The organism is Embleya sp. NPDC127516 (assembly GCF_044765325.1).
In the GTDB taxonomy this organism is placed as follows: domain Bacteria; phylum Actinomycetota; class Actinomycetes; order Streptomycetales; family Streptomycetaceae; genus Embleya.
In genome coordinates, this window is sequence record NZ_JBIWJT010000012.1 from 128,219 (window position 1) to 149,583 (window position 21,365).

Annotated in this window: 16 protein-coding genes; 11 read left to right on the forward strand and 5 right to left on the reverse strand. The window is 72.5% G+C overall.

The features are described from left to right. Positions 1 to 212 precede the first annotated feature (212 nt). Both ACIRL2_RS24060 and ACIRL2_RS24065 read right to left on the reverse strand, forming a co-directional pair. Positions 213 to 1,550 (reverse strand): hypothetical protein, encoded by a 1,338-nt coding sequence (locus ACIRL2_RS24060; protein WP_395866677.1) that lies wholly within the window; start codon positions 1,548 to 1,550, stop codon positions 213 to 215. Positions 1,551 to 1,760: 210 nt separating this feature from the next. Further along, on the reverse strand, positions 1,761 to 2,747 hold the full coding sequence (locus tag ACIRL2_RS24065) for a sulfite exporter TauE/SafE family protein (RefSeq protein ID WP_395866679.1): 987 nt from the start codon (positions 2,745 to 2,747) through the stop codon (positions 1,761 to 1,763). Between the two features lie 258 nt (positions 2,748 to 3,005). Between ACIRL2_RS24065 and ACIRL2_RS24070 the strand changes: the two genes are divergently transcribed. After that, positions 3,006 to 5,354, forward strand: coding sequence for a SulP family inorganic anion transporter (locus ACIRL2_RS24070; RefSeq protein ID WP_395866681.1), 2,349 nt, complete (start codon positions 3,006 to 3,008; stop codon positions 5,352 to 5,354). Between the two features lie 148 nt (positions 5,355 to 5,502). Beyond that, complete coding sequence (gene acs / locus ACIRL2_RS24075; protein WP_402234450.1) at positions 5,503 to 7,488, forward strand: acetate--CoA ligase; 1,986 nt, start codon at positions 5,503 to 5,505, stop codon at positions 7,486 to 7,488. A 78-nt stretch (positions 7,489 to 7,566) separates the two neighbouring features. Here acs and ACIRL2_RS24080 read toward each other — a convergent pair whose 3' ends face one another. Continuing rightward, positions 7,567 to 8,547 carry an ATP-binding protein gene (locus ACIRL2_RS24080; protein WP_395866685.1) on the reverse strand — a complete coding sequence of 327 codons (981 nt, stop codon included), beginning with the start codon at positions 8,545 to 8,547 and terminating at the stop codon, positions 7,567 to 7,569. Positions 8,548 to 8,796: 249 nt separating this feature from the next. On the opposite strand from ACIRL2_RS24080, the gene ACIRL2_RS24085 reads away from it, so the two are divergent. Continuing rightward, complete coding sequence (locus tag ACIRL2_RS24085; protein ID WP_402234452.1) at positions 8,797 to 9,624, forward strand: oxidoreductase; 828 nt, start codon at positions 8,797 to 8,799, stop codon at positions 9,622 to 9,624. A gap of 456 nt (positions 9,625 to 10,080) precedes the next feature. Here the strand turns inward: ACIRL2_RS24085 and ACIRL2_RS24090 are convergent, their stop codons facing one another. Next, positions 10,081 to 10,887, reverse strand: coding sequence for an HAD family hydrolase (locus ACIRL2_RS24090; protein WP_395866689.1), 807 nt, complete (start codon positions 10,885 to 10,887; stop codon positions 10,081 to 10,083). Positions 10,888 to 11,576: 689 nt separating this feature from the next. Between ACIRL2_RS24090 and ssd the strand changes: the two genes are divergently transcribed. The 7 genes from ssd to ACIRL2_RS24125 all read left to right on the forward strand — a co-directional run bounded on the left by ssd (position 11,577) and on the right by ACIRL2_RS24125 (position 17,450). After that, positions 11,577 to 12,629: a septum site-determining protein Ssd gene (gene ssd, locus ACIRL2_RS24095; RefSeq protein ID WP_395867028.1), complete on the forward strand. Its 1,053-nt coding sequence runs from the start codon at positions 11,577 to 11,579 to the stop codon at positions 12,627 to 12,629. Continuing rightward, positions 12,626 to 14,032: a TadA family conjugal transfer-associated ATPase gene (locus ACIRL2_RS24100; RefSeq protein WP_402234454.1), complete on the forward strand. Its 1,407-nt coding sequence runs from the start codon at positions 12,626 to 12,628 to the stop codon at positions 14,030 to 14,032. The genes ssd and ACIRL2_RS24100 overlap by 4 nt, the downstream gene beginning before the upstream one ends. Before the next feature lie 282 nt (positions 14,033 to 14,314). Next, positions 14,315 to 15,157: a type II secretion system F family protein gene (locus ACIRL2_RS24105; protein ID WP_395866693.1), complete on the forward strand. Its 843-nt coding sequence runs from the start codon at positions 14,315 to 14,317 to the stop codon at positions 15,155 to 15,157. 753 nt (positions 15,158 to 15,910) lie between these two features. After that, a complete protein-coding gene (locus ACIRL2_RS24110) occupies positions 15,911 to 16,432 on the forward strand; it encodes a type II secretion system F family protein (RefSeq protein WP_402234455.1) in 522 nt (173 codons plus the stop codon). 46 nt (positions 16,433 to 16,478) lie between these two features. Then, positions 16,479 to 16,688, forward strand: a complete 210-nt coding sequence (locus ACIRL2_RS24115) for a DUF4244 domain-containing protein (protein WP_395866697.1) — start codon at positions 16,479 to 16,481, stop codon at positions 16,686 to 16,688. Positions 16,689 to 16,743: 55 nt separating this feature from the next. Continuing rightward, positions 16,744 to 17,079 (forward strand): TadE family type IV pilus minor pilin, encoded by a 336-nt coding sequence (locus ACIRL2_RS24120; RefSeq protein ID WP_402234457.1) that lies wholly within the window; start codon positions 16,744 to 16,746, stop codon positions 17,077 to 17,079. Continuing rightward, positions 17,076 to 17,450, forward strand: a complete 375-nt coding sequence (locus tag ACIRL2_RS24125) for an Rv3654c family TadE-like protein (protein ID WP_395866701.1) — start codon at positions 17,076 to 17,078, stop codon at positions 17,448 to 17,450. Before ACIRL2_RS24120 ends, ACIRL2_RS24125 begins: the two co-directional genes overlap by 4 nt. A 977-nt stretch (positions 17,451 to 18,427) precedes the next feature. Here the strand turns inward: ACIRL2_RS24125 and ACIRL2_RS24130 are convergent. Then, complete coding sequence (locus tag ACIRL2_RS24130; protein WP_395866703.1) at positions 18,428 to 20,845, reverse strand: DEAD/DEAH box helicase; 2,418 nt, start codon at positions 20,843 to 20,845, stop codon at positions 18,428 to 18,430. Positions 20,846 to 20,971: 126 nt separating this feature from the next. Here ACIRL2_RS24130 and ACIRL2_RS24135 point away from each other — a divergent pair, with 126 nt between their 5' ends. After that, positions 20,972 to 21,313 carry an STAS domain-containing protein gene (locus tag ACIRL2_RS24135; RefSeq protein ID WP_020549531.1) on the forward strand — a complete coding sequence of 114 codons (342 nt, stop codon included), beginning with the start codon at positions 20,972 to 20,974 and terminating at the stop codon, positions 21,311 to 21,313. Positions 21,314 to 21,365 lie beyond the last annotated feature (52 nt).

Below are 21,365 nucleotides of genomic sequence, written 5' to 3' on the forward strand. Positions count from 1 at the left end.
CCCCTGACGCGGGACGGCGGAACCCGAACCGACCCGATCCCCGTCAGTGTATCGACAAGATGCGCACCACGAGGGAACCGAACCGCGCACGGCCGCGTCGGCGCCCCTCGGCTCGCCGATGCACCTGCCGACCCGCGCCGCCCACGCAAAGGCCCCGTACCGAAGGGGATTTCGATACGGGGCCGGAGCCGGACGCGGATTCGGCCGGTCGCTCAGTCCTGGCGACGAGGCAGCACCGCGGAGTCCGAGGCGGCGAGCGGGCGAAGCGCGGCGGGCTTGTTCTGGCCCCCGGCGGAGGCGGTGATGATCGTGCTCCAGTCGGTCACGTTCTGGCCGACGCCCAGACCCTGCAGCTTGGTGATCACCGCGGGGTCCTGGCCTTCGAGCCAGTCGGTCAACTGACGGAAGGTCACACAGCGCACGTCGGACTTGGTGCAGATCGACTTCACCGTGTCCCGGACGGCATTCATATAGATGCCGCCGTTCCAGTCCTCGAAGTGGTTGCCGATGAACAAAGGCGCGCGATTGGTGGTATAGGCGCGCTGGAATCCGTTCATGTAGAACTCGTGGGCCTCTTTCTCCCACGCGTCCTTCTTGGACGGGTCGTACTTACCGTGCAGCGCTTCCTGCTCGTACATGATGTTGTAGTCCATGGAGAGCTGCGACTTGCTCGGGTTCCCCGGCCACGGCAGCGACTGGAGCGGGAAGTCCCAGATGCCGGTCTCCTTGCCGCGCTTGGGCCACACCTGAAGACCACCGGCGGAACTCGCGTCGTAGCGGAAGCCCATTTCCTTGCCGGCCCGCATCAGATTCGTCTGGCCCTCCAGGCACGGTGCCCGGCCGCCGATGAGTTCCTTGCCGAGCGAGTAGTCGAACGGCAGCGGCGGCAGATCGGCGAACCCGGTGTTCGTCTTCCAGTTCTGGACGAACTTGACCGCCTGTTCGGTCTCGTTCTTCCAGTCCGCCGGGGCCCAGGACTTGCCACTCGTGGAACTGTTGCAGAAGTGGCCGTTGAAGTGCGTGCCGATCTCGTTGCCCTTGAGCCAGACCTCGCGCATCTGGACGATCGTGTTGCGGATCGTCTCGTCGGACATGAACGCGATGTCCGATGCGCCGGCCGCGTGCTTCGGTCCGGTGTACATGGCCCGCTTCGCCTTCGGGAGCATGTAGATGCCGCTCAGGAAGTACGTCATCTGCGCCTTGTTCGCCTCGGACAGCTTCAAGAATTCCGAGACCAGCTTGTTGCCGTCCTCGGCCGCGCCGTCCCAGGAGAACACGACGAACTGCGGCGGTTTCTCACCCGGCTTGAGCTTTTCCACCTTCGGCTGGTTCGGCTGCGGACCGGTGTCGGCGGTCGAGCCGTCGCCGATCGGCCGGACCGGACCTCTCGGTTTGTCCGATTCCTTGCCCGGAGCGCTCGGATTTCCGTTGCCAGAGGTCTTTGCAGAGGAGTTGCCGGAATCTTTCCCGTCCTTTGCGAAAACCACGAAACCGATAGCGGCCAGGACTGCGACAACGACGAGCACCGCAGCGCCGCGGACAGTTCGCACAGTTCACCTCTTCCCATGGACATGCCGGACCGAGCTGTATTCCCTATCGATACATACGCACGCCGGGGTCACCCGGTTGCGTGCGTGCCCGGACCGCTTTCCCCGCGTACCCGAGTCGGGACGCGTCGGATCGCACGGGGCGCGTGAGTGCGGACACATCACCGTACGGGGCGGAAGGGCCCCAAAGCGATCCGCCGTCACCCGGGACGGTCAGGGGTCGGCCCGGAACTCGATCCGTCCGCTGTACATGCCCATCGAGCAGGTCCAGGTGAGGGTGCCGGCGTGCGGCGTGCCCAGGTCGATCCCGGTCTCGCCGGACGTCGGCAGGACGCGCTGCACGTTGCGGGCGGGCAGGACGAAGCCCCGGGTGCAGCCGGTGGTGCGGTCGGTACGCAGCACCAACACGGTGCGTACGCCGGCCCGGGCGAGCGCGCGGGCCGGGTGGTAGCCCTCGTTCCCGACCCGCACGGTGACCCGCTGCACGCCATCGGCCCCGGTGCTCGCCGCCGCGTGGTCCACCGTGCCCACCGCGGCCGGCGTCCACCAGCCGCCCAGGCGCAGTCCGGAGGCGATCGTCCAGGCGGCCACCGCGAGCACCAACAGGCCCACGGCGGCCGTCGGTCGGCCGCGCAGGAGCCGTCCCGACGCGCCGACCAGCAGGCCGAGCGCGGCGAACAGCGGGAAGGTGCCGAGCACGAAGCCGGTCAGCACGGCGGCCCCGCCGAGGGCGTTCCCGGCGGTCACGGCGACCAGTTCGACGCTCAGCGTCACTCCGCACGGGACCAGCACCGTGGCCGCGCCCAAGAGCAGCGGACCGCGACCGGCGCCGCGCGGCGAGGGGCGCGGCAGCAGTCGGCCGACGCCGGGCACGCCGAGCATGGACAACCCGAAGAGCACCATCAGCGCGCCCGCCAGGAGCAGCAGAATCGCACGGGTGCCCGGCGCCGGTTGCACCGCGCCGCCGAGCAGGCCGAGCAGTGCGCCGAGGATGGTGTGCGCGAGCAGCTTCGCGCCGAGGAACGCGGTCAGTGCGCGGGGGAGCAGGCCGCGCGGCGGCGTGCTCGCGCAGTCGCCGGCCGGGTTCTCGCACGGGCGCACGGCCCCGGCCAGCAGGCCGCCCTGGACCGCCGCGCAGGACGCGCCACCCGCGACGATCCCCGCACCGAGCCCGGTCGCGAACAGCGTGAGCACCTGCACGGCACCACCCCCACTCCGGGGAGATTACGTGCCATCACGCACAGTGTGGAAGATCTCCGGCGCGAAACACTCGTTTCACCCATGCGGGTGCATATTTTACGTTCCGAAAAGGATAGCCTTACTGTGACGATGTAAACACTTAGAGTTAACTTGGCCTACCGGGCCCGGAACTCTCTCGTTCGACCCGCGCGCCGCCATCCCTGCGGCAGCCATGCCCGCCATGACATGACTGACATGACTGACCCGGAGGACACGGACATGCCCGTTGCCCCTACCACCACACCCGCGCCGGTCTCCCGGACCGCCACGCTGCGCGCGGACCTCGGCGCCTCACTCGTGGTTTTCCTCGTCGCCGTACCGCTCTCGCTCGGTATCGCGCTCGCCGCCGGCGCCCCCCTCGGCGCCGGCATCATCTCCGCCGTGATCGGCGGCATCGTGGTCGGCCTGCTCGGAGGCGCGCCCCTCCAGGTGAGCGGCCCCACCGCCGGCGTCATGGTGATCGTGGCCGGTCTCGTGCAGACCTACGGCTGGCGGGTCACCTGTCTCGTCACCGTCGGCGCCGGCCTGGTGCAGATCCTGCTCGGCCTGCTCCGGGTGGCCAGGGCCACCCTCGCGCTGTCGCCGGCCGTCGTGCACGGCGTCGTCGCGGGCATCGGCGTGGTGATCGCGCTGGCCCAGTTGCACGTGGTCCTGGGCGGCGCGCCACAGCGCTCGGCCTGGGAGAACCTGCGCGAACTGCCCACCCAGGTCGGCAATCTGCGCGCCCCCGCGGTCGCGGTGGGAGTGATCACCGTGGTCCTGCTGCTCGGTTGGCCGCTGTTGTCCCGGCTGCCCGGGCGGTGGGCGGCGCCGGCCAAGGTGCCCGCGCCGCTGATCGCGGTCTCGCTCGCCACGGCGGTCGCGAGCGTGACCCACCTGAACGTGGCCAGGGTGGACCTGTCCTCGGTCACCTTCACCACCCCGGTGTTGCCGCCGTCGGGCGCCTGGAGCGCGATCGCGGTCGGCGTGGTCAGCGTGGCCCTGGTCTCCGGCATGGAGTCGCTGCTGTCGGCCGCCGCGGTCGACCGGCTGCACAACGGGCCCCGGGCCAACCTCGATCGCGAACTGATCGGCCAAGGCGTGGGCAACGTGGCCTCCGGCGCGATCGGCGGCTATCCGGTCACCGGTGTCGCGATCCGCTCGGTGACCAACGTGCGCGCGGGCGCGGTCTCTCGGTTCTCGACCATCCTGCACGGCGTGTGGGTGATGGTGTTCGTGGTCCTGCTCGGCGCGCTCGTCGAGCGCATCCCGCTCGCGGTGCTGGCCGCGCTGGTGATGGTGGTCGGCATCCAGATGGTCAGCCTCGCGCACATCCGACACGTGCACCGGCACCGCGAGTTCCCCGCCTACGCGGCGACGATCGCGGGGGTGGTCCTGGCCGGTGTGCTCCAGGGCGTGCTGCTGGGCGTGGTGGTCGCGGTGCTCACCGCGCTGTACCGGCTCAGCCGCAGCACCGTGCGGGTCCAGCCCGACGACGGTGTGCTGCACGTCGAGGTGCACGGGTCGCTGACCTTCCTGTCGGTGCCGCGGCTGTCCCGAGTGCTGGGCAAGTTGCCGCCGGGCGAGCACGTCGTGCTGGACATGACGGTGGACTACCTCGACCAGGCCGCGTTCGAGGCGGTGCACTCGTGGCGGGCGGGCTACCTCGCGCGTGGCGGGCGGGTGGACATCGAGGAGATCCACGACGGGTGCTACGAGCGGGCCGCGGGCGGTTCCCCGGGGCCCAGGCGCTCGCGGCTGACCCCGTCGCCGCGCTGGTTCGCGCCGTGGTGGCACTGGCAGCGCGCGTGCCCGCGCGAGGACGGCACCGCGTCCCAGGCGCTGGTGGCCGGCGCGCGCGAGTTCCAGCAGCGCACCGCGCCGCTCGTGCAGCCGTTCCTGGAGCGGCTCGCGTTGGAGGGGCAAAAGCCCGCGCAACTGTTCATCACCTGCGCCGACTCGCGGATCGTGCCGAACCTGATCACCGCGAGCGGCCCCGGCGACCTGTTCACCGTGCGCAACGTGGGCAACCTGGTGCCGTGCGGCGAAGCCGGGCACGCCGACCCGAACACGGCCGACGCTTCGGTGGGCGCGGCGATCGAGTACGCGGTGGCCGTGCTCGGTGTGCGCAGCATCACGGTGTGCGGGCACTCCGGGTGCGGCGCGATGAACGCGCTGCTGGACAAGGTCGGCGACGCGGCCGAGGCCGGGTCGGGGCACGGCACCACGCCGCATCTGGATCGCTGGTTGCGCAACGGCGACGCGTCGCTGGCGCGCTTCACGGCCGGCCCCGCGCCGACCCTGACCGGCCATCTGGTGCCGCCGGTGGAGCAACTGTGCCTGACCAACGTGGTCCAGCAATTGGACAACCTGCTCGACCACGCGGTGGTCGCCCGGGCCGTGTCCGAGGGCCGACTGCGGCTGTTCGGGCTGTACTTCGACATCGCCTCCGCGCAGATGTATCTCTACGACGGCGTGCGCGGCGACTTCGGCCCGGTGGACGCGGAGCGGGCCGAATCCGGGGTGCTCCCGGAGGGTGTCACCCTGGGCGCCGAAGATCACACTTTTCCGGTGCTCAACGCGGGGTAGCCACCCCGTACGATCGCGCGGTCGGCCACGATGCGCCGTGAGCCGACAAGTGGTCTAAACCAATCGTGGTCCTCCTCTTGCCGGCTCGGGCCGGTCCCTGATGAGCTACGGCCAAAGGAACCGACCGCAGCGGCACGGAGGAGTACGCGTGAGCAACGCAGACCGGAACACCGGGGACAAGGCCGGAGAGGCACTGTCGAACCTGCTGCGCGAGGAGCGACGCTTCGCGCCCCCGCCGGCGCTCGCGGCAGACGCCAACGTCAAGGCCGAGGCGTACGAGCGCGCGGCCGCGGACCGGCTCGGCTTCTGGGCCGAGCAGGCCCGGCGGCTGGACTGGGCGGTGGAGCCGCAGGAGACGCTGGACTGGTCGACGGCGCCGTTCGCCAAGTGGTTCGCCGACGGCAAGCTCAACGTCGCCTACAACTGCGTCGACCGGCACGTCGAGGCGGGCAACGGCGACCGGGTGGCGATCCACTTCGAGGGCGAGCCGGGCGACACCCGCACGCTGACCTACGCCGACCTCAAGCGCGAGGTGTCCAAGGCGGCCAACGCGCTGACCTCGCTGGGCGTGGAGGCGGGCGACCGGGTCGCGATCTACCTGCCGATGATCCCCGAGGCGGTGATCTCGATGCTCGCGTGTGCGCGCATCGGCGCCCCGCACTCGGTCGTCTTCGGCGGCTTCTCGGCGGACGCGGTGTCCTCACGTGTCAACGACAACGACGCGCGCGTCGTGATCACCGCCGACGGCGGCTACCGGCGCGGCAAGCCCTCCGCGCTCAAGCCGGCCATCGACGAGGCGCTGCAGTCCTGCCCGGACGTGCGCAACGTGCTGGTGGTGCGCCGTACCGGCGGCGACGTCGCCTGGACCGAGGGCCGCGACCTCTGGTGGCACGACCTGGTCGACGCGCAGTCCGAGGAGCACGAGCCGCAGGCGTTCGACGCCGAGCACCCGCTGTTCATCCTGTACACGTCCGGCACCACGGGGAAGCCGAAGGGCATCCTGCACACCTCCGGCGGCTACCTGACCCAGGCGAGCTACACGCACAACGCGGTGTTCGACCTCAAGCCCGAGACCGACGTGTACTGGTGCACGGCCGACATCGGCTGGGTCACCGGGCACTCGTACATCACCTACGGCCCGCTCTCCAACGGCACCACCCAGGTCATGTACGAGGGCACGCCGGACTCGCCGCACCAGGGCCGCTGGTGGGAGATCGTGCAGAAGTACGGGGTCACCATCCTGTACACCGCGCCCACCGCGATCCGCACCTGCATGAAGTGGGGCGACGACATCCCGGCCCGGTTCGACCTGTCCTCGCTGCGCATCCTGGGCAGTGTCGGCGAGCCGATCAACCCCGAGGCGTGGATCTGGTACCGCGAGCACATCGGCGCCGGGAAGACCCCGATCGTCGACACGTGGTGGCAGACCGAGACCGGCGCGATCATGATCAGCCCGCTGCCGGGCGTGACCGAGACCAAGCCGGGTTCCGCGCAGCGCGCGCTGCCGGGCATCTCGGCCAAGGTGGTCGACGACACCGCGACCGAGGTCGGCAACGGCGGCGGGGGCTACCTGGTCCTGGACCAGCCGTGGCCGTCGATGCTGCGCACCATCTGGGGTGACGACCAGCGGTTCAAGGACACTTACTGGTCCCGCTTCGATGGGCTGTACTTTGCCGGCGACGGTGCCAAGAAGGACGAGGACGGCGACGTCTGGCTGCTCGGCCGGGTGGACGACGTGATGCTCGTGTCCGGCCACAACATCTCCACCACCGAGGTCGAGTCGGCGCTGGTCTCGCACCCCAAGGTCGCCGAGTCGGCCGTGGTCGGCGCGACCGACGCGACCACCGGGCAGTCGATCGTGGCGTTCGTGATCCTGCGCGGCAGCGCGTCCGAGTCCGAGGACCTCGTCGGCGAACTGCGCGAGCACGTCGGCAAGGTGCTCGGCCCGATCGCCAAGCCCAAGCGCATCCTGCCGGTCGCCGAACTGCCCAAGACGCGCTCCGGCAAGATCATGCGCCGCCTGCTGCGCGACATCGCGGAGGGCCGCACGCTCGGCGATGTGACCACGCTGACCGACGCGTCGGTGATGGACCTGATCACGTCGCAGTTGCCCTCGGCGGCGGCCGAGGACTGACCCCGGGGCCGGCCGCCGGCCGGGACTTGATCGAGGCGGGGCGGCCCGTTCCTTCGGGAGCGGGCCGCCCCGCCGCGTTCACACCGCGGCGGAGATCGCCTGCGGGCCGAGCACGAACGCCGAGTCGACCTGCTCGGCGAGGTCGGCGCCGGTCTTCGCGTTCGCCCAGCTCCGCGCGTTCCTGAGGTGGAACTCGACCATCTGCGCGGTGTATCGCTCCCAGTCGCGGCGCTCGAACGCGGCGTCGCAGGCGCGGGTCAACTCCTCCAGCGCGGCGCGATTGGCCGGCTCCAGGGTCTCGAAGCCGGGCGCGCGGCCCTTCTCCAGGGCGCGCACGAAGTCGGACTGCACGGTCCAGGTGAGCAGGTCCGCGCCGACGTGCTCGCGCAGGAACTCGACGTCCTCGGGCCCCTGGACCTTGTTGCCGACCACCGCGAGCGAGACGCCCCAGTCGCGCGCGTAGTCGCGGTACTGCCGGTAGACGCCGACACCCCGGCGGGTCGGTTCGGCGACCAGGAAGGTGATGTCGAAGCGGGTGAACAGCCCGGAGGCGAACGAGTCGGATCCGGCGGTCATGTCCACCACCAGGTATTCGTCGGCGTCGTCGACGAGGTGGTTGAGGTAGAGCTCGACCGCGCCGACCTTCGAGTGGTAGCACGCGACGCCCAGGTCGGACTCCTCGAACGGCCCGGTCGCCATCAGCCGCAGCCCGGGTAGGCCCGGCACCTCGCGCGCGCACGCCGCGTGGATCGGGTTGTCGTCGGCGAGCCGGATCAGCCGCGAACCGCGGCCCGGTGGCGTGGTCTTGACCATCTCGGCGACCGATGCGATCCGCGGGTTGTCCCCGCGCAGCCATTCCTTGATCGCGGGCAGTTCGGCGCCCATCGCGGGCAGCGTCGCGGCGGCCTGTTCGTCCAGGCCCAGGGCCACGCCCAGGTGCTGGTTGATGTCCGCGTCCACCGCGACGACCGGCCGGCCGGTCGTCGCGAGGTGTCGGATGAACAGGGACGACAACGTGGTCTTGCCGCTGCCGCCCTTGCCGACGAAGGCGATCTTCACGGATGGGCCCTCCGATGATGGGTTCGACCGATGGAACCGATCGACGGGTTCGACCCGACGACGGGGTCGGTCCGGGTGGTTCAACGATCCGGGTTCGACGACCTGGGTTCGACGATCTGGGTTTGACAATCGTTTTCGAATACGATCATCCGTCGCTCACCGTGTCCGCGTCAAGTCGCTCGGTGATCGTGTGGTGGTGGGCGTGCGGCCGTCGCGTGTCGTGCGGACCGGGGTCGCGGGTGGTTTCCCATGCGGCGTAATCTCGCCCGGGTGAGCACCGCAACCGATCCCCTCGCCGCCCTGGCCGCGCTGCCCGGCGTCCCGGAGGCCGTCGAGGACACCCGCAAGGCCGTCGACCGGCTGCTCGGCCACCGCACGATGCGCCGCCGCAGCATGGACATCAGCGCCGAGTCCGCGCTTCGAGGCGCGCGCGCGAGTGCCGCGCTCGAAGGGGTCGACTGGTCGCTCGAGGAGATCCGCCGCCGTACCGACTTCTCGTCCTCGCTCGACGACGGCGGCGCGGTGATCGCCGGCGCGTTGCGGCTGTCCGCCGAGATCGGCTCGTTGCTGGGCACGTGGGGGCACAGTCCGCTCCAGGTGCTGGCGCGCCTGCACGTGGTCGCCGCCGCCGACGCGGTGCCCGCGGAGGCGCTCGGCCGACCGCGCCGCGACGGCGAACTGCCCGGCCCGCTGCCCTCCGCGGAGGAGGTGGCCGCCCGCCTGGACGGACTGTCCCGGCTGCTGCTCGCGCCCTCCTCGGCGCCCGCGGTCGTGGTCGCCGCCGTCACCCACGCGGAGATCCTCACCCTCGCGCCGTTCACCTGGGGCAACGGCCTGGTCGCGCGGGCCGCGCAGCGGATCGTGCTGGTCACCCGCGGCCTGGACCCCAAGGGCGCGGCGGTGCCCGAGGTCGGTCACCTGGAACTGGGCGTGGACGCCTACGCGGCGGCGCTGCGCGCGTACGAGAGCGGCACCGCCGAAGGTGTGTCGATCTGGATCCGGCACTGCGCGGAGGCGATGACGCTGGGCGCGCGGGAGAGCGTGGCGGTCTGCGAAGCGGTGATGCGCGGGATCTGACCGCGATCCCGCGGGCGGTCGTGGCGCCGGCCGCGATCGGGCCGCGCCGTGCGTGCTCGGCGGTTTCCGACCGTGGACGCACGAGACGGCGGCGCCCGTGAGGACGCCGCCGTTTTGTCACTCCCACCGGGGTACCAAGCGTGTACCCGTTATGACGATCGGCCCCGGCATGCGCATCCACGGGGGGAAGAACATGCAGGTCATCCGACGCGTTCGGCCCCTACGAGGGTCGGTCGCACGTGGGTTCCCGGCGGTCGTGCTCGGCCTGCTCGGGCCGTCCGCCGAAGCGGGGGCCGTACGGGCCGTTGGTCCCTTTTCTAGTGGGTTGCCGGGGGGAGTGGAACCCCTGGGCCAAGATCTTTACTTTTGGCCTTTGTCGGATTTGCTCCCCGATCGTCGTGCTCCCGGCCCGCTTCGCCCGTGCCGGCGATCCGGGTTTCGGCCGGTCGCCCGGGGTCAGCGGCGCTTCCTGGCCAGGTACCACACGAAGCCGGCCGCCGTGGCGCCCGCGCCGATCGCGGTCGCGGCGAGTACGGGGCGCGAGGGCACCGAGAGGGTGGGCACCCGCTGGCGCAGTGCGACGGGTCGGCTGAAGACCAGCACGGGCCATCCCCGACCGGTCGCCTCGCGGCGCAGGCCACGATCGGGATTGACCGCGTACGGGTGGCCGACCTCCAGGAGCATCGGCAGGTCGGTGATCGAATCGCTGTACGCGTAGCAGGAGGTCAGGTCGTAGCCCTCGGTTCGGGCCAACTCCTTGACCGCCGCGGCCTTGTTGGGCCCATACGCGTAGAAGTCGATCTCGCCGGAGTAGCGGCCGTCCTCGACCACCATGCGCGTGGCCACCACCCGGTCCGCGCCCAGCATGTCGCCGATCGGCTCGACCACTTCGGCTCCGGAGGAGCTGACGATGACCACGTCGCGGCCCGCGGCGTGGTGTTCCTCGATCAGGGACGCGGCCTCGTCGTAGATGATCGGGTCGATCATGTCGTGCAAAGTCTCCGCGACGATCTCGCGTACCTGCTGGACGTCCCAGCCGCGGCAGAGGGCGGAGAGATATTCGCGCATGCGCTCCATCTGGTCGTGATCCGCGCCGCCGACGAGGAACACGAACTGCGCGTAGGCACTCTTGAGGACGGAGCGGCGATTGATGAGACCGCCGTGGTAGAAGGATCTGCTGAACGCCAGCGCACTGGACCTGGCGATGATGGTCTTGTCGAGGTCGAAGAAGGCTGCTGTCCGCTTCGGAGCCTGGGTTTCCACAGTTCACGAGGATAAGGGCAGCCATTCGGCGTAAACTCCACGTCGTGGGTTTGCTAGAGAACCCCCTCGGGTACATCCTGGAAGTCACGGATCGTTCGCGACCGTGCTAACCCGGTCCGACTCCTCCCCCCCCGAGTCGGCCGTGGAGACGACCCCCGCTCTCCCCCCCGGCGGGGGTCGTCGCTTGTCCGGGGGGCTTTTTTGCGCCCATACGAGGGTGTGGGTCGGGCTTTGTCCGACTAACCGCCGAGGTGCGCGATTGTCGGTGTGCCGTCGGGTCGGCGGGCGGGATTGTCGACGCGGTGCCCGGCGGCCCGGCTCGGATTGAATCCGCGATTCCGCGTCGATCGGTGTCGGTCTGCGTCGATCGTGCCCCGGTGTGGGTCGCGGACTTTTTCGGAACCGCCGTTCTCCGCTGTTTCGGGGGGATTCCCGGTCGATTTTCGGTGGTCTACGCGCGATCAGACACGGAAGACATGTCCGGAACGGCTGAAGCGTCCCTCTCCCGAGTGAATCCGCAATCCACAACCACGGGCTTGTCCACAGGTACGAACCACCCGCTCGGCCGAGCGCGCGCCGGCGGCGACGGTGGGGTCAGTTCTCGGGAGGCTCGGTTCGGACGGACCTCCCCGACCCCTGGAGGTTCCGTGGCAGCGCTCTCCCCGCCTCGGCCGGCCCGCCCGCTCCTGGTGACCGGCGATCCCGTCCTGCTCGACGAACTGTTGCGGCTGTGTGCCGCGGCCGGGATCGAACCGGAGGTACAACCGGACGCGGGCGCGGCGCGGGCCGCGTGGCGGGGCGCGCCGCTGGTGATCGTCGGCGACGACGTGACCCCGGGTCTGGCCCGGTGCGGATACCCGCGCCGGGAGGACGTGGTGCTGATCGGCGCCGACCTGGACGACGGCGACGTGTGGCGGCGGGCCCTGGACGCGGGCGCGGACCACGTGGTGTTCCTGCCCGACGCCGAGGCCTGGATCGTCGATCGATTGGGCGACGTGGCCGAGGGCACCGGACCGGACGCGTACACGATCGCGGTGCTCGGTGGTTGCGGCGGCAGCGGGGCCAGCACGCTGGCCTGCGCGCTCGCGGTGACCGCGGTGCGTACGGGGCTGACCACCGCGCTGGTGGACGTGGACCCGCTGGGCGGCGGTCTGGACGTGCTGCTCGGCGGCGAGGACGAGCGCGGCCTGCGTTGGCCGGATCTGGCGAGCGCGCGCGGGCGGATCGACGGCGGCGCGTTGTCCGACGCACTGGTGCACCTGCACGGACTGACCGTGCTCTCGTGGGATCGCGACCGACCACCGGGAATCCTGCCGGACACGATGCGCTCGGTGGTGCGGGCGGTGCGCAGACGCCACGACGTCGCCGTGCTCGACGTGCCGCGGCACACCGACTCGATGGGGGCGGAGGCGCTGCGCCAGTGCGACACCGGGCTGTTGGTGGTGCCGGCCGAGGTGCGCGCGCTGGCCGCGGCGGCGCAGGTGTCCACGCGGGTCGGGCCGATGGTGCGCGATCTGCGTGCGGTGGTGCGGCAGCCGAGCGCGTCGGGGCTGACCTCGGAGGCGGTCGCGCGCGGCCTCGGCCTGCCGCTCGCGGGCGAGTTGCGGCCGGAGGCGGGGCTTTCGGCGGCGGCCGAGCGAGGCGATCCGCCGGGCCTGCGGGCGCGCGGACCGCTGGCCAGGTTCTGTCGCGACTACCTCGCGGGCGACCCGGCCGGCCTGATGCGCGGGGAGGCGGCGTGAGCGCGCGCGAGGTGCCGCCGATGCCGCCGTTCCCGCCGCCGACGCCGCTTCCGGGGCCGCAGGGCACCGGGCGGGCGGGGCCGGCGGCTCGGGTGCCGCAACCGCCGCCGTGGCCGGTGCCGACTCCGGCGGGCGGCGGGACCGGGGTGTTCTCGGCGCCGCAGTTGCGGGCGGTGCCGCCGCCGGCACCGCCTGCCGCGGTGGGGACACCGCCGTCGGCGGCGACGGTGGTCGCGGTGCCGCCGCCGGAGCCGGAGTTGGTGGAGGCGGTGCGGTCGCGGTTGGCCGCCGGCGGGCACGAGCCGACCCCCGGGGCGGTGGCCGCGGCACTTCGTGCCGAGGGGCGGGTGCTGGGCGAGGCGGCGTTGCCGGAGTTGGTCCGGGCGCTGCGGTCGGAGATCGCCGGTGCCGGACCGCTGGACGCGCTGTTGCGCGATCCCGAGGTGACCGACGTGTTGGTCAACGCGCCCGACGAGGTGTGGATCGACCGGGGGGCGGGGCCGCAGCGCACGGCGGTGACCTTTGCCGACGACGCGGCGGTGCGGCGGCTCGCGCAGCGGTTGGCGAGCGGTGCCGGGCGGCGGTTGGACGACGCCTCGCCCTATGTGGACGCGACGTTGGCCGACGGGATCCGGCTGCACGCGGTGCTGCGTCCGGTCGCCGTGCGCGGGACGTGTTTGTCGTTGCGGGTGCCGCGGCGGACCTCGCTCGGCCTGGCCGACCTGGTGCGGGCCGGTTCGTTGTCGCCGGCGGCGGCCGAACTGTTGTGCGCGGTGGTCTCGGCGCGGGCCGCGTTCCTGGTCTCCGGCGGCACCGGGTCGGGCAAGACCACGCTGCTCGGGGCGCTGCTCGGGTGCGCGCATCCGGCCGAACGGCTGTTGCTCGCCGAGGACTCGGCCGAGCTGACGCCGCGTCATCCACATGTCGTGCGGCTCCAGTCGCGGCCGGCCAACGTCGAGGGCGCGGGCGAGGTGACGCTGCGGGACCTGGTCCGCCAGGCACTGCGGATGCGACCGGACCGGCTCGTGGTCGGAGAGGTGCGCGGCGCCGAGGTGGTCGAACTGCTCGCGGCGCTGAACACGGGCCACGAGGGCGGCTGCGGCACGGTGCACGCGAACTCGGCGGCGGACGTGCCCGCGCGGCTGGAGGCACTCGGGGCGCTGGCCGGCCTGGGCCGGGAAGCGTTGCACAGCCAACTGGCCGCCGCGCTCGACCTGGTGGTGCATGTGGTGCGCGAGCGCGACGGTCTGCGCCGGGTGGCCGAGATCCACGTCCTCGAACGGGACGCGGCGGGATGGGTCCGCCCGATCCCGGCAGCCTGCTTCGAACGCGGCGGAGGCCACCGAGCCGGCCCGGGCCACCAACGCTTGACCGCACTGCTGACGGGGTGGTGGCGGGGATGAGGGCGGCGGGGGCGGTTCGGGGGGCGGGCAGCCGGCGATCGGCTGCGTTGCCGGGGGTGGTGGCGGCGAGGGGGCGCGGTTCTTGGCGGGTGGTGCGGGTCGGTCGCGGGGCGGGCCGCGGACGATTGGTGCGCTGCGGGGGGTTTCGGGCTCGGTGCGGCGTTTTGAGGGGGTGGGGTGCGGCGGGGGCGGTGTGGGCGCTTGGCGGGGCGGGTGTCGGAGGGCGAGATGGGTCGGTGGTGGGTGGCCGCCGGGCCGGCTGTGTGTGTGGGGGTGGAGTGAGTGATTGCGGCGGTGTTGGCCGTGTTCGGGGTTGCGGGGCTGGTGTGGTTGTCGATGACTCGGGCGGGGCCGGGTCGGTTGCGCGCGGTGCTGGGGTCGCTCGACGGCGAGCGGGTGGGGCGGTCGGTGGGCGGCACGGTGGTGGCCCGGCGGCATCGGGTGCCGTTGGCGGTACTCGCGGGCGGGAGCGGTGCGGCTTTGGCGCTGGGATCGCCGGTGCCCGCGCTGCTGGCCCTGCCGGGTGCGTGGGTGCTGCGCCGGCGGCGGGCGCGGGCCGTGGCGGACCGGGAGGCGGCTGCGGTGCGCGGCGGGGTCGTCGGGCTGTGCGCGGCGCTCGCGGGGGAGTTGCGGGCGGGACGCACACCTACAGAGGCGTTGGCGGCGGCCGCGCACGCGGTGGACGGGCCGGTCCTGGCGGTGGTGGGCGAGGCGATCGGGTCGGCCCGGGTCGGTGGCGACGTGCCGGACGCGTTGGACCGGGCGTCGGTCCGACCCGGGGCGGCCGGATTACGACGGATCGCCGCGTGCTGGCGGATCGCGATCGGTCGGGGCGCCGGGTTCGCCCCGGCGCTGGAGCGGATCGCGGCCACGCTGCGGGCCGAGGAGGACGCGCACGAGGAACTGATCGCCGAACTCGCCGGGGCCCGCTCGACCGCGCACGTGCTGGCCGCGTTGCCGGTTTTCGGCCTCTTCCTGGGCAGCGGTCTGGGCGCCCGGCCACTGGACGTGCTGCTCCGCACGCCGACCGGAGTCGGGTGCCTGTGCGGGGGCTTGGCCCTGGTGGCCGCCGGCTTGGAGTGGACGGACCGCCTGGTGACCGGGGCGATGCCGAGGTCGGCATGACCGACGTCGGGCCCGTACGGGATGTCGAGGCCGCTCGGATGTGGCCGCCGCGAGAGGTGGATGGATGCCGGGGCGCCGGGAGTGGCGTGGCGGCGGTGCGGGATGGCGCGGGTTTTCGCGGTTCCTGACGTGGGGCCGGAGCCGGCCGGCTCCGGGTAGCCGCTGCGCGGGTGGGGTGGCCGCCGGGGTGGGTGGGCGGGCGTGGTGGTGGTTCGGGATGCCGCGAGTGCCTGTTGCGGCGGTCCGGAGGCGGGTGGCTTTGAGGGGTCGCTGCCGGGCAGGGCGGTGCCGGGGTTGGCGTGACCGGCGTGGTGAGGGTGTGGGACGGCGCGAGGGAGTCGTGGGTGCGTGTCGCGGTGGCTCGGAAGTGGGCTTTGGGGTGGTGGGTGTGGTGAGGGATGGCAGCTCCCGGAGGTGAGCTCAGGGAGCAGGTGGTGGGCGGGTGCTGGTGGCGTCGTAGGGGCCGGTGGCTGCTGTGGGGGTGGGGTGTATGCGGGAGGTCGAGGGGCCTTTCGGGGGCGGGCTCGGGGGTGATTGGAGGTTGGAGCGGTGGGTGGGGACCTGAGTGGGGTGGCCGTGGTGGTGGCGGTGTTCGCGGCGGCGGGTGGGGCCGGGGGTGCCGTGCGAGGGAGGGGGGTTCGGGGGCGGCGGCGGCCGTATGGGTGGGGGAGCGAATCGGCGCGACGGCGGGTGGCGGCGTTGCTGGGTGGGGCGGCCGTCTTCGTGGTGTTCGGGGGGTGGGTCGGGGGTGGTGTGGGCGTCGTCGTGGCCGTGCTGCTCGATCGGCGATTGGGGCGGCTGGAGTCGCGGTCCGGGCGAGTGCTGCGGGAGCGGCTGCGAGCCGATCTGCCGTCCGCCGCCGACTTGTTCGCGGCGTGTCTGGTGGCCGGGAGTTCGCCGGTGGAGGCCGCCGAGGCGGTCGCGCACGCGGTCGGTGGGCCGCTCGCCGGCCGATTGCGGCCGATCGTTGCTTCGTTGCGGTTGGGCGGCGAGCCGAGTCGGTGCTGGCTCGGGTTGACCGACGATCCCGTGCTCGCGCCGCTGGGACGGACTCTCGCGCGCGCCGCGACAGGTGGCGCACCGGCCGCGGCCCTGGTGGCTCGGATGGCCGACGAGCAACGCGCCGAGCACCGGCGGGCCGCCAGTGCGGCCGCTCGCCGGGTGGGGGTGCGGGCCACCGTTCCGCTCGGGCTGTGCTTTCTGCCGGCTTTTCTGCTGATCGGGGTGGTCCCGATCGTGATCGGGCTGACGACAACGTTGCTGCGGCCGTTCTGATCGATCGATTTATTCATTCATATACGCATCAATAAGGGGGAATCTCATGCGAATTCTTATGCCGATTCTCGGTCCGGCCGCGCGTCGGATGTGGCTGCGGTTGCGCGACGACGCCGGGATGACCACGGCCGAGTACGCGGTGGGCACGGTCGCCGCGGTGGCCTTCGGGGCCGTGTTGTTCAAGATCGTGACCAGCCCCGGGGTCGCTACGGCGCTCACCGGCGTGATCACCAAGGCGCTCGATGTCTCGTTCTGACGCGGGGTCGCGGGTCGCCGTCGCCGTTCGCCGAGTGCGCGCGGAGGACGGCTTCGTGACCGCGGAGACCGCCGTCGTGCTGCCGGTGCTGGTGCTGCTGACGGCCGTGCTGGTGTCCGGACTCGGTGCCGCCGCCGCGCAGATCCGCTGTGTGGACGCGGCGCAGGCGGGGGCGAGGGCACTGGCCCGAGGCGAGCCGATGGCGGTCGCGCAAACCCGGGCTCGGGCTGCCGGGCCGGCTGGGGCACGGACGGAGGTGTCCGGCGGGGAGGGGCTGGTGCGATTCCGGGTGGCGGCCGAGGTCGGCGTGCCGGGGGCTGCCTGGGCCGGGGTGAGGTTCCACGTGGAACATGTGGCGGTGGCGGCCGCGGAGGACGAGGTGCCGCCGTGAGCCCACGCGCGTCGACGCAGGAGGGCTCGGCGACGCTGTGGGTGATCGCGCTCGCGCTGGTGCCGATGTGTGTGGCCGCGTTCGTGTTCGTCTTCGCCGGAGCGGTCGCGGCCCGACATCGCGCGGGCGCCGCGGCCGACCTGGCCGCCCTCGCGGCGGCCGGTCGAGCCGCGGCCGGCGCCGATGCCGACGAGGCGTGCGCGCTGGCCCGCCGAGTGGCCCGCGCCCAGCACACCGAACTGACCCGCTGTCGGCTCACCGCCGGGTTCGCGGAGGTCGACGTGACGGCCCCCGCCCCGGCGGCACGCACAGCCCGAGCAACCGCCCGCGCGGGCCCCTCGGACCAGCCCGACACCCACGCACACCGCTGACGCGGCCCGACCCGATCCCCGATTGCAGCCATCCGCCCGGCTCACATCGTCCGTACCGATCGCGCGTCCACGCCATCCGACCCGTCAGCCCGCTCACCCATCCCACATCGCTCACGCCCGCCACCCCACCCGAACCCGCCGCGCCGTCTGCGGGTCCGTACCCGTTGCGGCCGCCGGCCGGTCGCGCCGTGCGTGCCTCCACCGGGCCGTCCGCGTCATTCGTCCGGACTACCCGCGCCTGCCGGGCCGCCCTCGTCGCCCGCGCAGGTCGCGCCCCTTCGTGGCGGCTCAGCTGCTTGCGCCTTGCGCGAACGCCGGGCCGTCGACCCCATCCGCGCAAGCCGCGCTCGTTCGTGGCGGCCGAGCCGTTTGCGCCGCGGCCGCCGAGCGCGCGCCGTCCGCGCCGTCCGGGCAGGTCGCGCCCATCGCGACAGCAAGGCCGCCGCTTGCGTTGTGCCCGCCCGCCGGGCCGCCCATGTCACCCGTGCGGGCTGCCCGTTCCCGCCGGCCGTCGGCGCCACCGCGCGGGTCGTGTCTGTCGCGGCAGCCGGGCCGTCGGCCGGCACCGGGCTGTCTGCGCAGGTCACCCTGCCCACGTCACCCGGGCAAGCCGCCCGACTCCGCCGCGCCGTCCGCGGCCGTCCGCGCAGGTCGTGCTCGTCATTCCGCCCATGTCACCCGTGCGGGCTGCCCGTTCCCGCCGGCCGTCGGCGCCACCGCGCGGGTCGTGTCTGTCGCGGCAGCCGGGCCGTCGGCCGGCACCGGGCTGCCTGCGCAGGTCACCCTGCCCACGTCACCCGGGCAAGCCGCCCGACTCCGCCGCGCCGTCCGCGGCCGTCCGCGCAGGTCGTGCTCGTCGTTCCGCCCATGCCACCCGCGCGGGTCGCCTGAACCCGGCGGGTTGCCCTCGCCGGTCGCGTAGGTCGCGTCCGTCGCCCTGTCCGTGCCATCCGAGCCTGTGCCCTACCTGTGCCGCCTCAGCCGGCTGCCCCGTCTGCGTCTTCCGAGCCGCCCGGCCCGCCCGAGCTTCCCGAGCCCGCCGCACCGCCCGCGCCCGCCACCCCGTTGGTTCCCAGTAGGGCGTCCAACAGGGCGACTGCGCCCGGCTTGTCCAACGGCTGGTTGCCGTTGCCGCATTTGGGGGATTGCACGCAGCTTGGGCAGCCGTGGTCGCATTCGCAGGACGCGATCGCCTCGCGGGTCGCGGTCAGCCATGCGGTGGCGGTCACATACGCGCGTTCGGCGAAGCCCGCGCCGCCGGGGTGGCCGTCGTAGACGAATACGGTCGGCAGCCGTGTGTCGGGGTGCAGCGAGGTGGACACGCCGCCGATGTCCCAACGGTCGCAGGTGGCGAACAGCGGCAGCAGACCGATCGAGGCGTGTTCGGCCGCGTGTGCCGCGCCGGGCAGGTCGTTCGGGTCGATGCCCGCCGCGGCGACCTGCTCGGGCGTGACCGTCCACCACACCGCGCGGGTGCGCAGGCTGCGTTCGGGCAGGTCCAGCTTGTGCTCGCCCAGCACCTCGCCGGTGATGATCCGCTTGCGCTGGAAGGAGACCACCCGGCCGGTGACCTCGACCGAGCCGAAGTGCAGCCGGGCCGCGCCCCACTCCTGGCTGCGCGCGGTCTCCAGGATCCGGATCTCGGTGACCTCGCGCGCGCTGGTGGTCCAGTCCGGATTCGCCGCGCGCACCAGCGCCACGCCCTCGCCCAGGTCGAGTTCGCGGACCAGGAAGGTGTCGCCCTGATGCAGGTGCACCGCGCCGGGGTGGACCGCCGAATGCGCCGCCGGCGCGTCGACCGTGCCGAGCAGTCGGCCGGTGTCCTGTTCGACCACCCGCACCGCCGGCCCGCCCGCGCCGCGGATGTCGGTCAGATCCGTGGCCCGCTCCCGGCTCGTCCAGTACCACCCGGTGGACCGCCGGCGCAGCAGCCCGCGCCGCTCCAGGCCCGGGAGCAGCTCGGCGGCCACCGGCCCGAACAGCTCCAGGTCCTCCTCGGTCAGCGCGAACTCTGCCGCGGCCGCGCACAAGTGCGGGGCCAGCACGTACGGGTTGTCCGGATCCAGCACGGTCGCCTCGACCGGCCGGTCGAACAGGGCCTCGGGGTGGTGCACCAGGAAGGTGTCCAGCGGATCGTCGCGCGCGACCAGGACGGCCAGCGCCTCCCGCCCGGCCCGCCCCGCCCGACCGGCCTGCTGCCACAGCGAGGCCCGGGTGCCGGGGTAGCCCGCGATCAGCACCGCGTCCAGACCGGAGATGTCCACGCCCAGTTCGAGCGCCGTGGTCGCGGCCACCCCCAGCAGGCTGCCGTCGTGCAACGCGCGCTCGATCGCCCGGCGCTCCTGCGGCAGGTAGCCGGCGCGATAGGTGGCCACCCGATCCGCCAGCGCCTCGTCGACCCGGGCGAGGTGGTCGCGCGCGATCACCCGCACCACCTCGGCGCCGCGCCGCGAGCGCACGAAGGCGACCGTGCGCACGCCGTCGAGCACCAGGTCGGTGAGCAACTCGGCGGTCTCCGCGGTCGCGGTACGCCGGACGGGTGCACCGTGTTCACCCTCGTGGCCGGTCAGTGGCGGCTCCCACAGGGCGAACACCAGTTCACCGTGCGGCGAGCCGTCCTCGGTCACCTCGACCACGGGCGCGCCGATCAGCCGTTCGGCGGCGTGCGCCGGATCGGACACGGTCGCCGACGCCAGGATGAACACGGGGTCCGAGCCGTACCGGCGACACACCCGGCGCAACCGGCGGATCAATTGGGCCACGTGCGAGCCGAAGACGCCGCGATACGTGTGGCATTCGTCGATCACCACATAGCGCAACGAGCGCAGGAAGGCGGCCCACGAACGGTGTCCGGGCAGCAACGCACGGTGCAACATGTCCGGATTCGTCAGGACGTACGACGCGTGCGCACGGACCCACTGGCGGATCTCCACGGGGGTGTCGCCGTCGTAGGTGGCGACCCGGACACGCCCGAGCGCGGGGTTCGCGGCGCGCAACTCCTCGACCGCGCGCGCCTGATCCGAGGCCAGCGCCTTGGTCGGGGAGAGGTAGAGTGCGGTCGCACCGCGCCCGCTGGGCGCGTCCGCGCCCTCGACCAGGGTCGTGAGGACCGGCAACAGATAGGCGAGGGACTTGCCCGAGGCGGTGCCGGTGGCGATCACGACCGAGCGGCCCTGTGCCGCAACAGAGGCGGCGCGGGCCTGATGCTCCCACGGCAGTTCGATACCCGCCGCGCGAAACGCGTCGCCCACTTCCGGCCGAACCCAGTCGGGCCAGGCCGAGGTAACGCCTTCGCGAGCGGGTATGCGCCGGACGTGCGTCACTCGATCGGGTCGATCCCGACTCGCCAAAAGGCGGCCGAGAAGACCTTCCGGGGGGCGTGTACTGGGCTGCATCGGGCACCAGTGTTACATCCAATGTCGCGGGATTCATCGTCCCCTAGTGCCCATAAGTGGTTGAATGCCTTGGCGGCTGCCGATCCATGGGGGGCGACCGCTCAAGAGCAAGGTGCTGGAGGATCCGTGGACTTGTCCCTGTCGACCCGAACCGAGGGCGGTCGTACGATCGTCGAGGTGGGCGGCGAGATCGATGTATACACCGCACCCAAGCTGCGCGAGCAACTGGTGGAACTCGTCAACGAAGGCCAGTTCCACCTGATCGTCGACATGGAAGCCGTCGACTTCCTGGACTCGACCGGGCTCGGTGTGCTGGTGGGTGGCCTGAAGCGGGTGCGTGCCCACGAAGGGTCGCTGCAGTTGGTGTGCACTCAGGAGCGCATCCTGAAGATCTTCCGCATCACCGGCCTGACCAAGGTCTTCCCGATTCATCCGTCGGTGGCCGTGGCCATCGCCTCGTCCGACTGACCGACGTGCGTCCTGACCGGACGCACACCGCACCCGCGCCGGCCCGGGCGGG

Coding starts and splice junctions, on each gene's coding strand:
- ACIRL2_RS24070 (WP_395866681.1), top strand. CDS start 3,006: ATGCCCGTTGCCCCTACCACCACACCCGCGCCGGTCTCCCGGACCGCC.
- ACIRL2_RS24085 (WP_402234452.1), top strand. CDS start 8,797: ATGCGGCGTAATCTCGCCCGGGTGAGCACCGCAACCGATCCCCTCGCC.
- ACIRL2_RS24115 (WP_395866697.1), top strand. CDS start 16,479: ATGCGAATTCTTATGCCGATTCTCGGTCCGGCCGCGCGTCGGATGTGG.
- ACIRL2_RS24130 (WP_395866703.1), bottom strand. CDS start 20,845: ATGCAGCCCAGTACACGCCCCCCGGAAGGTCTTCTCGGCCGCCTTTTG.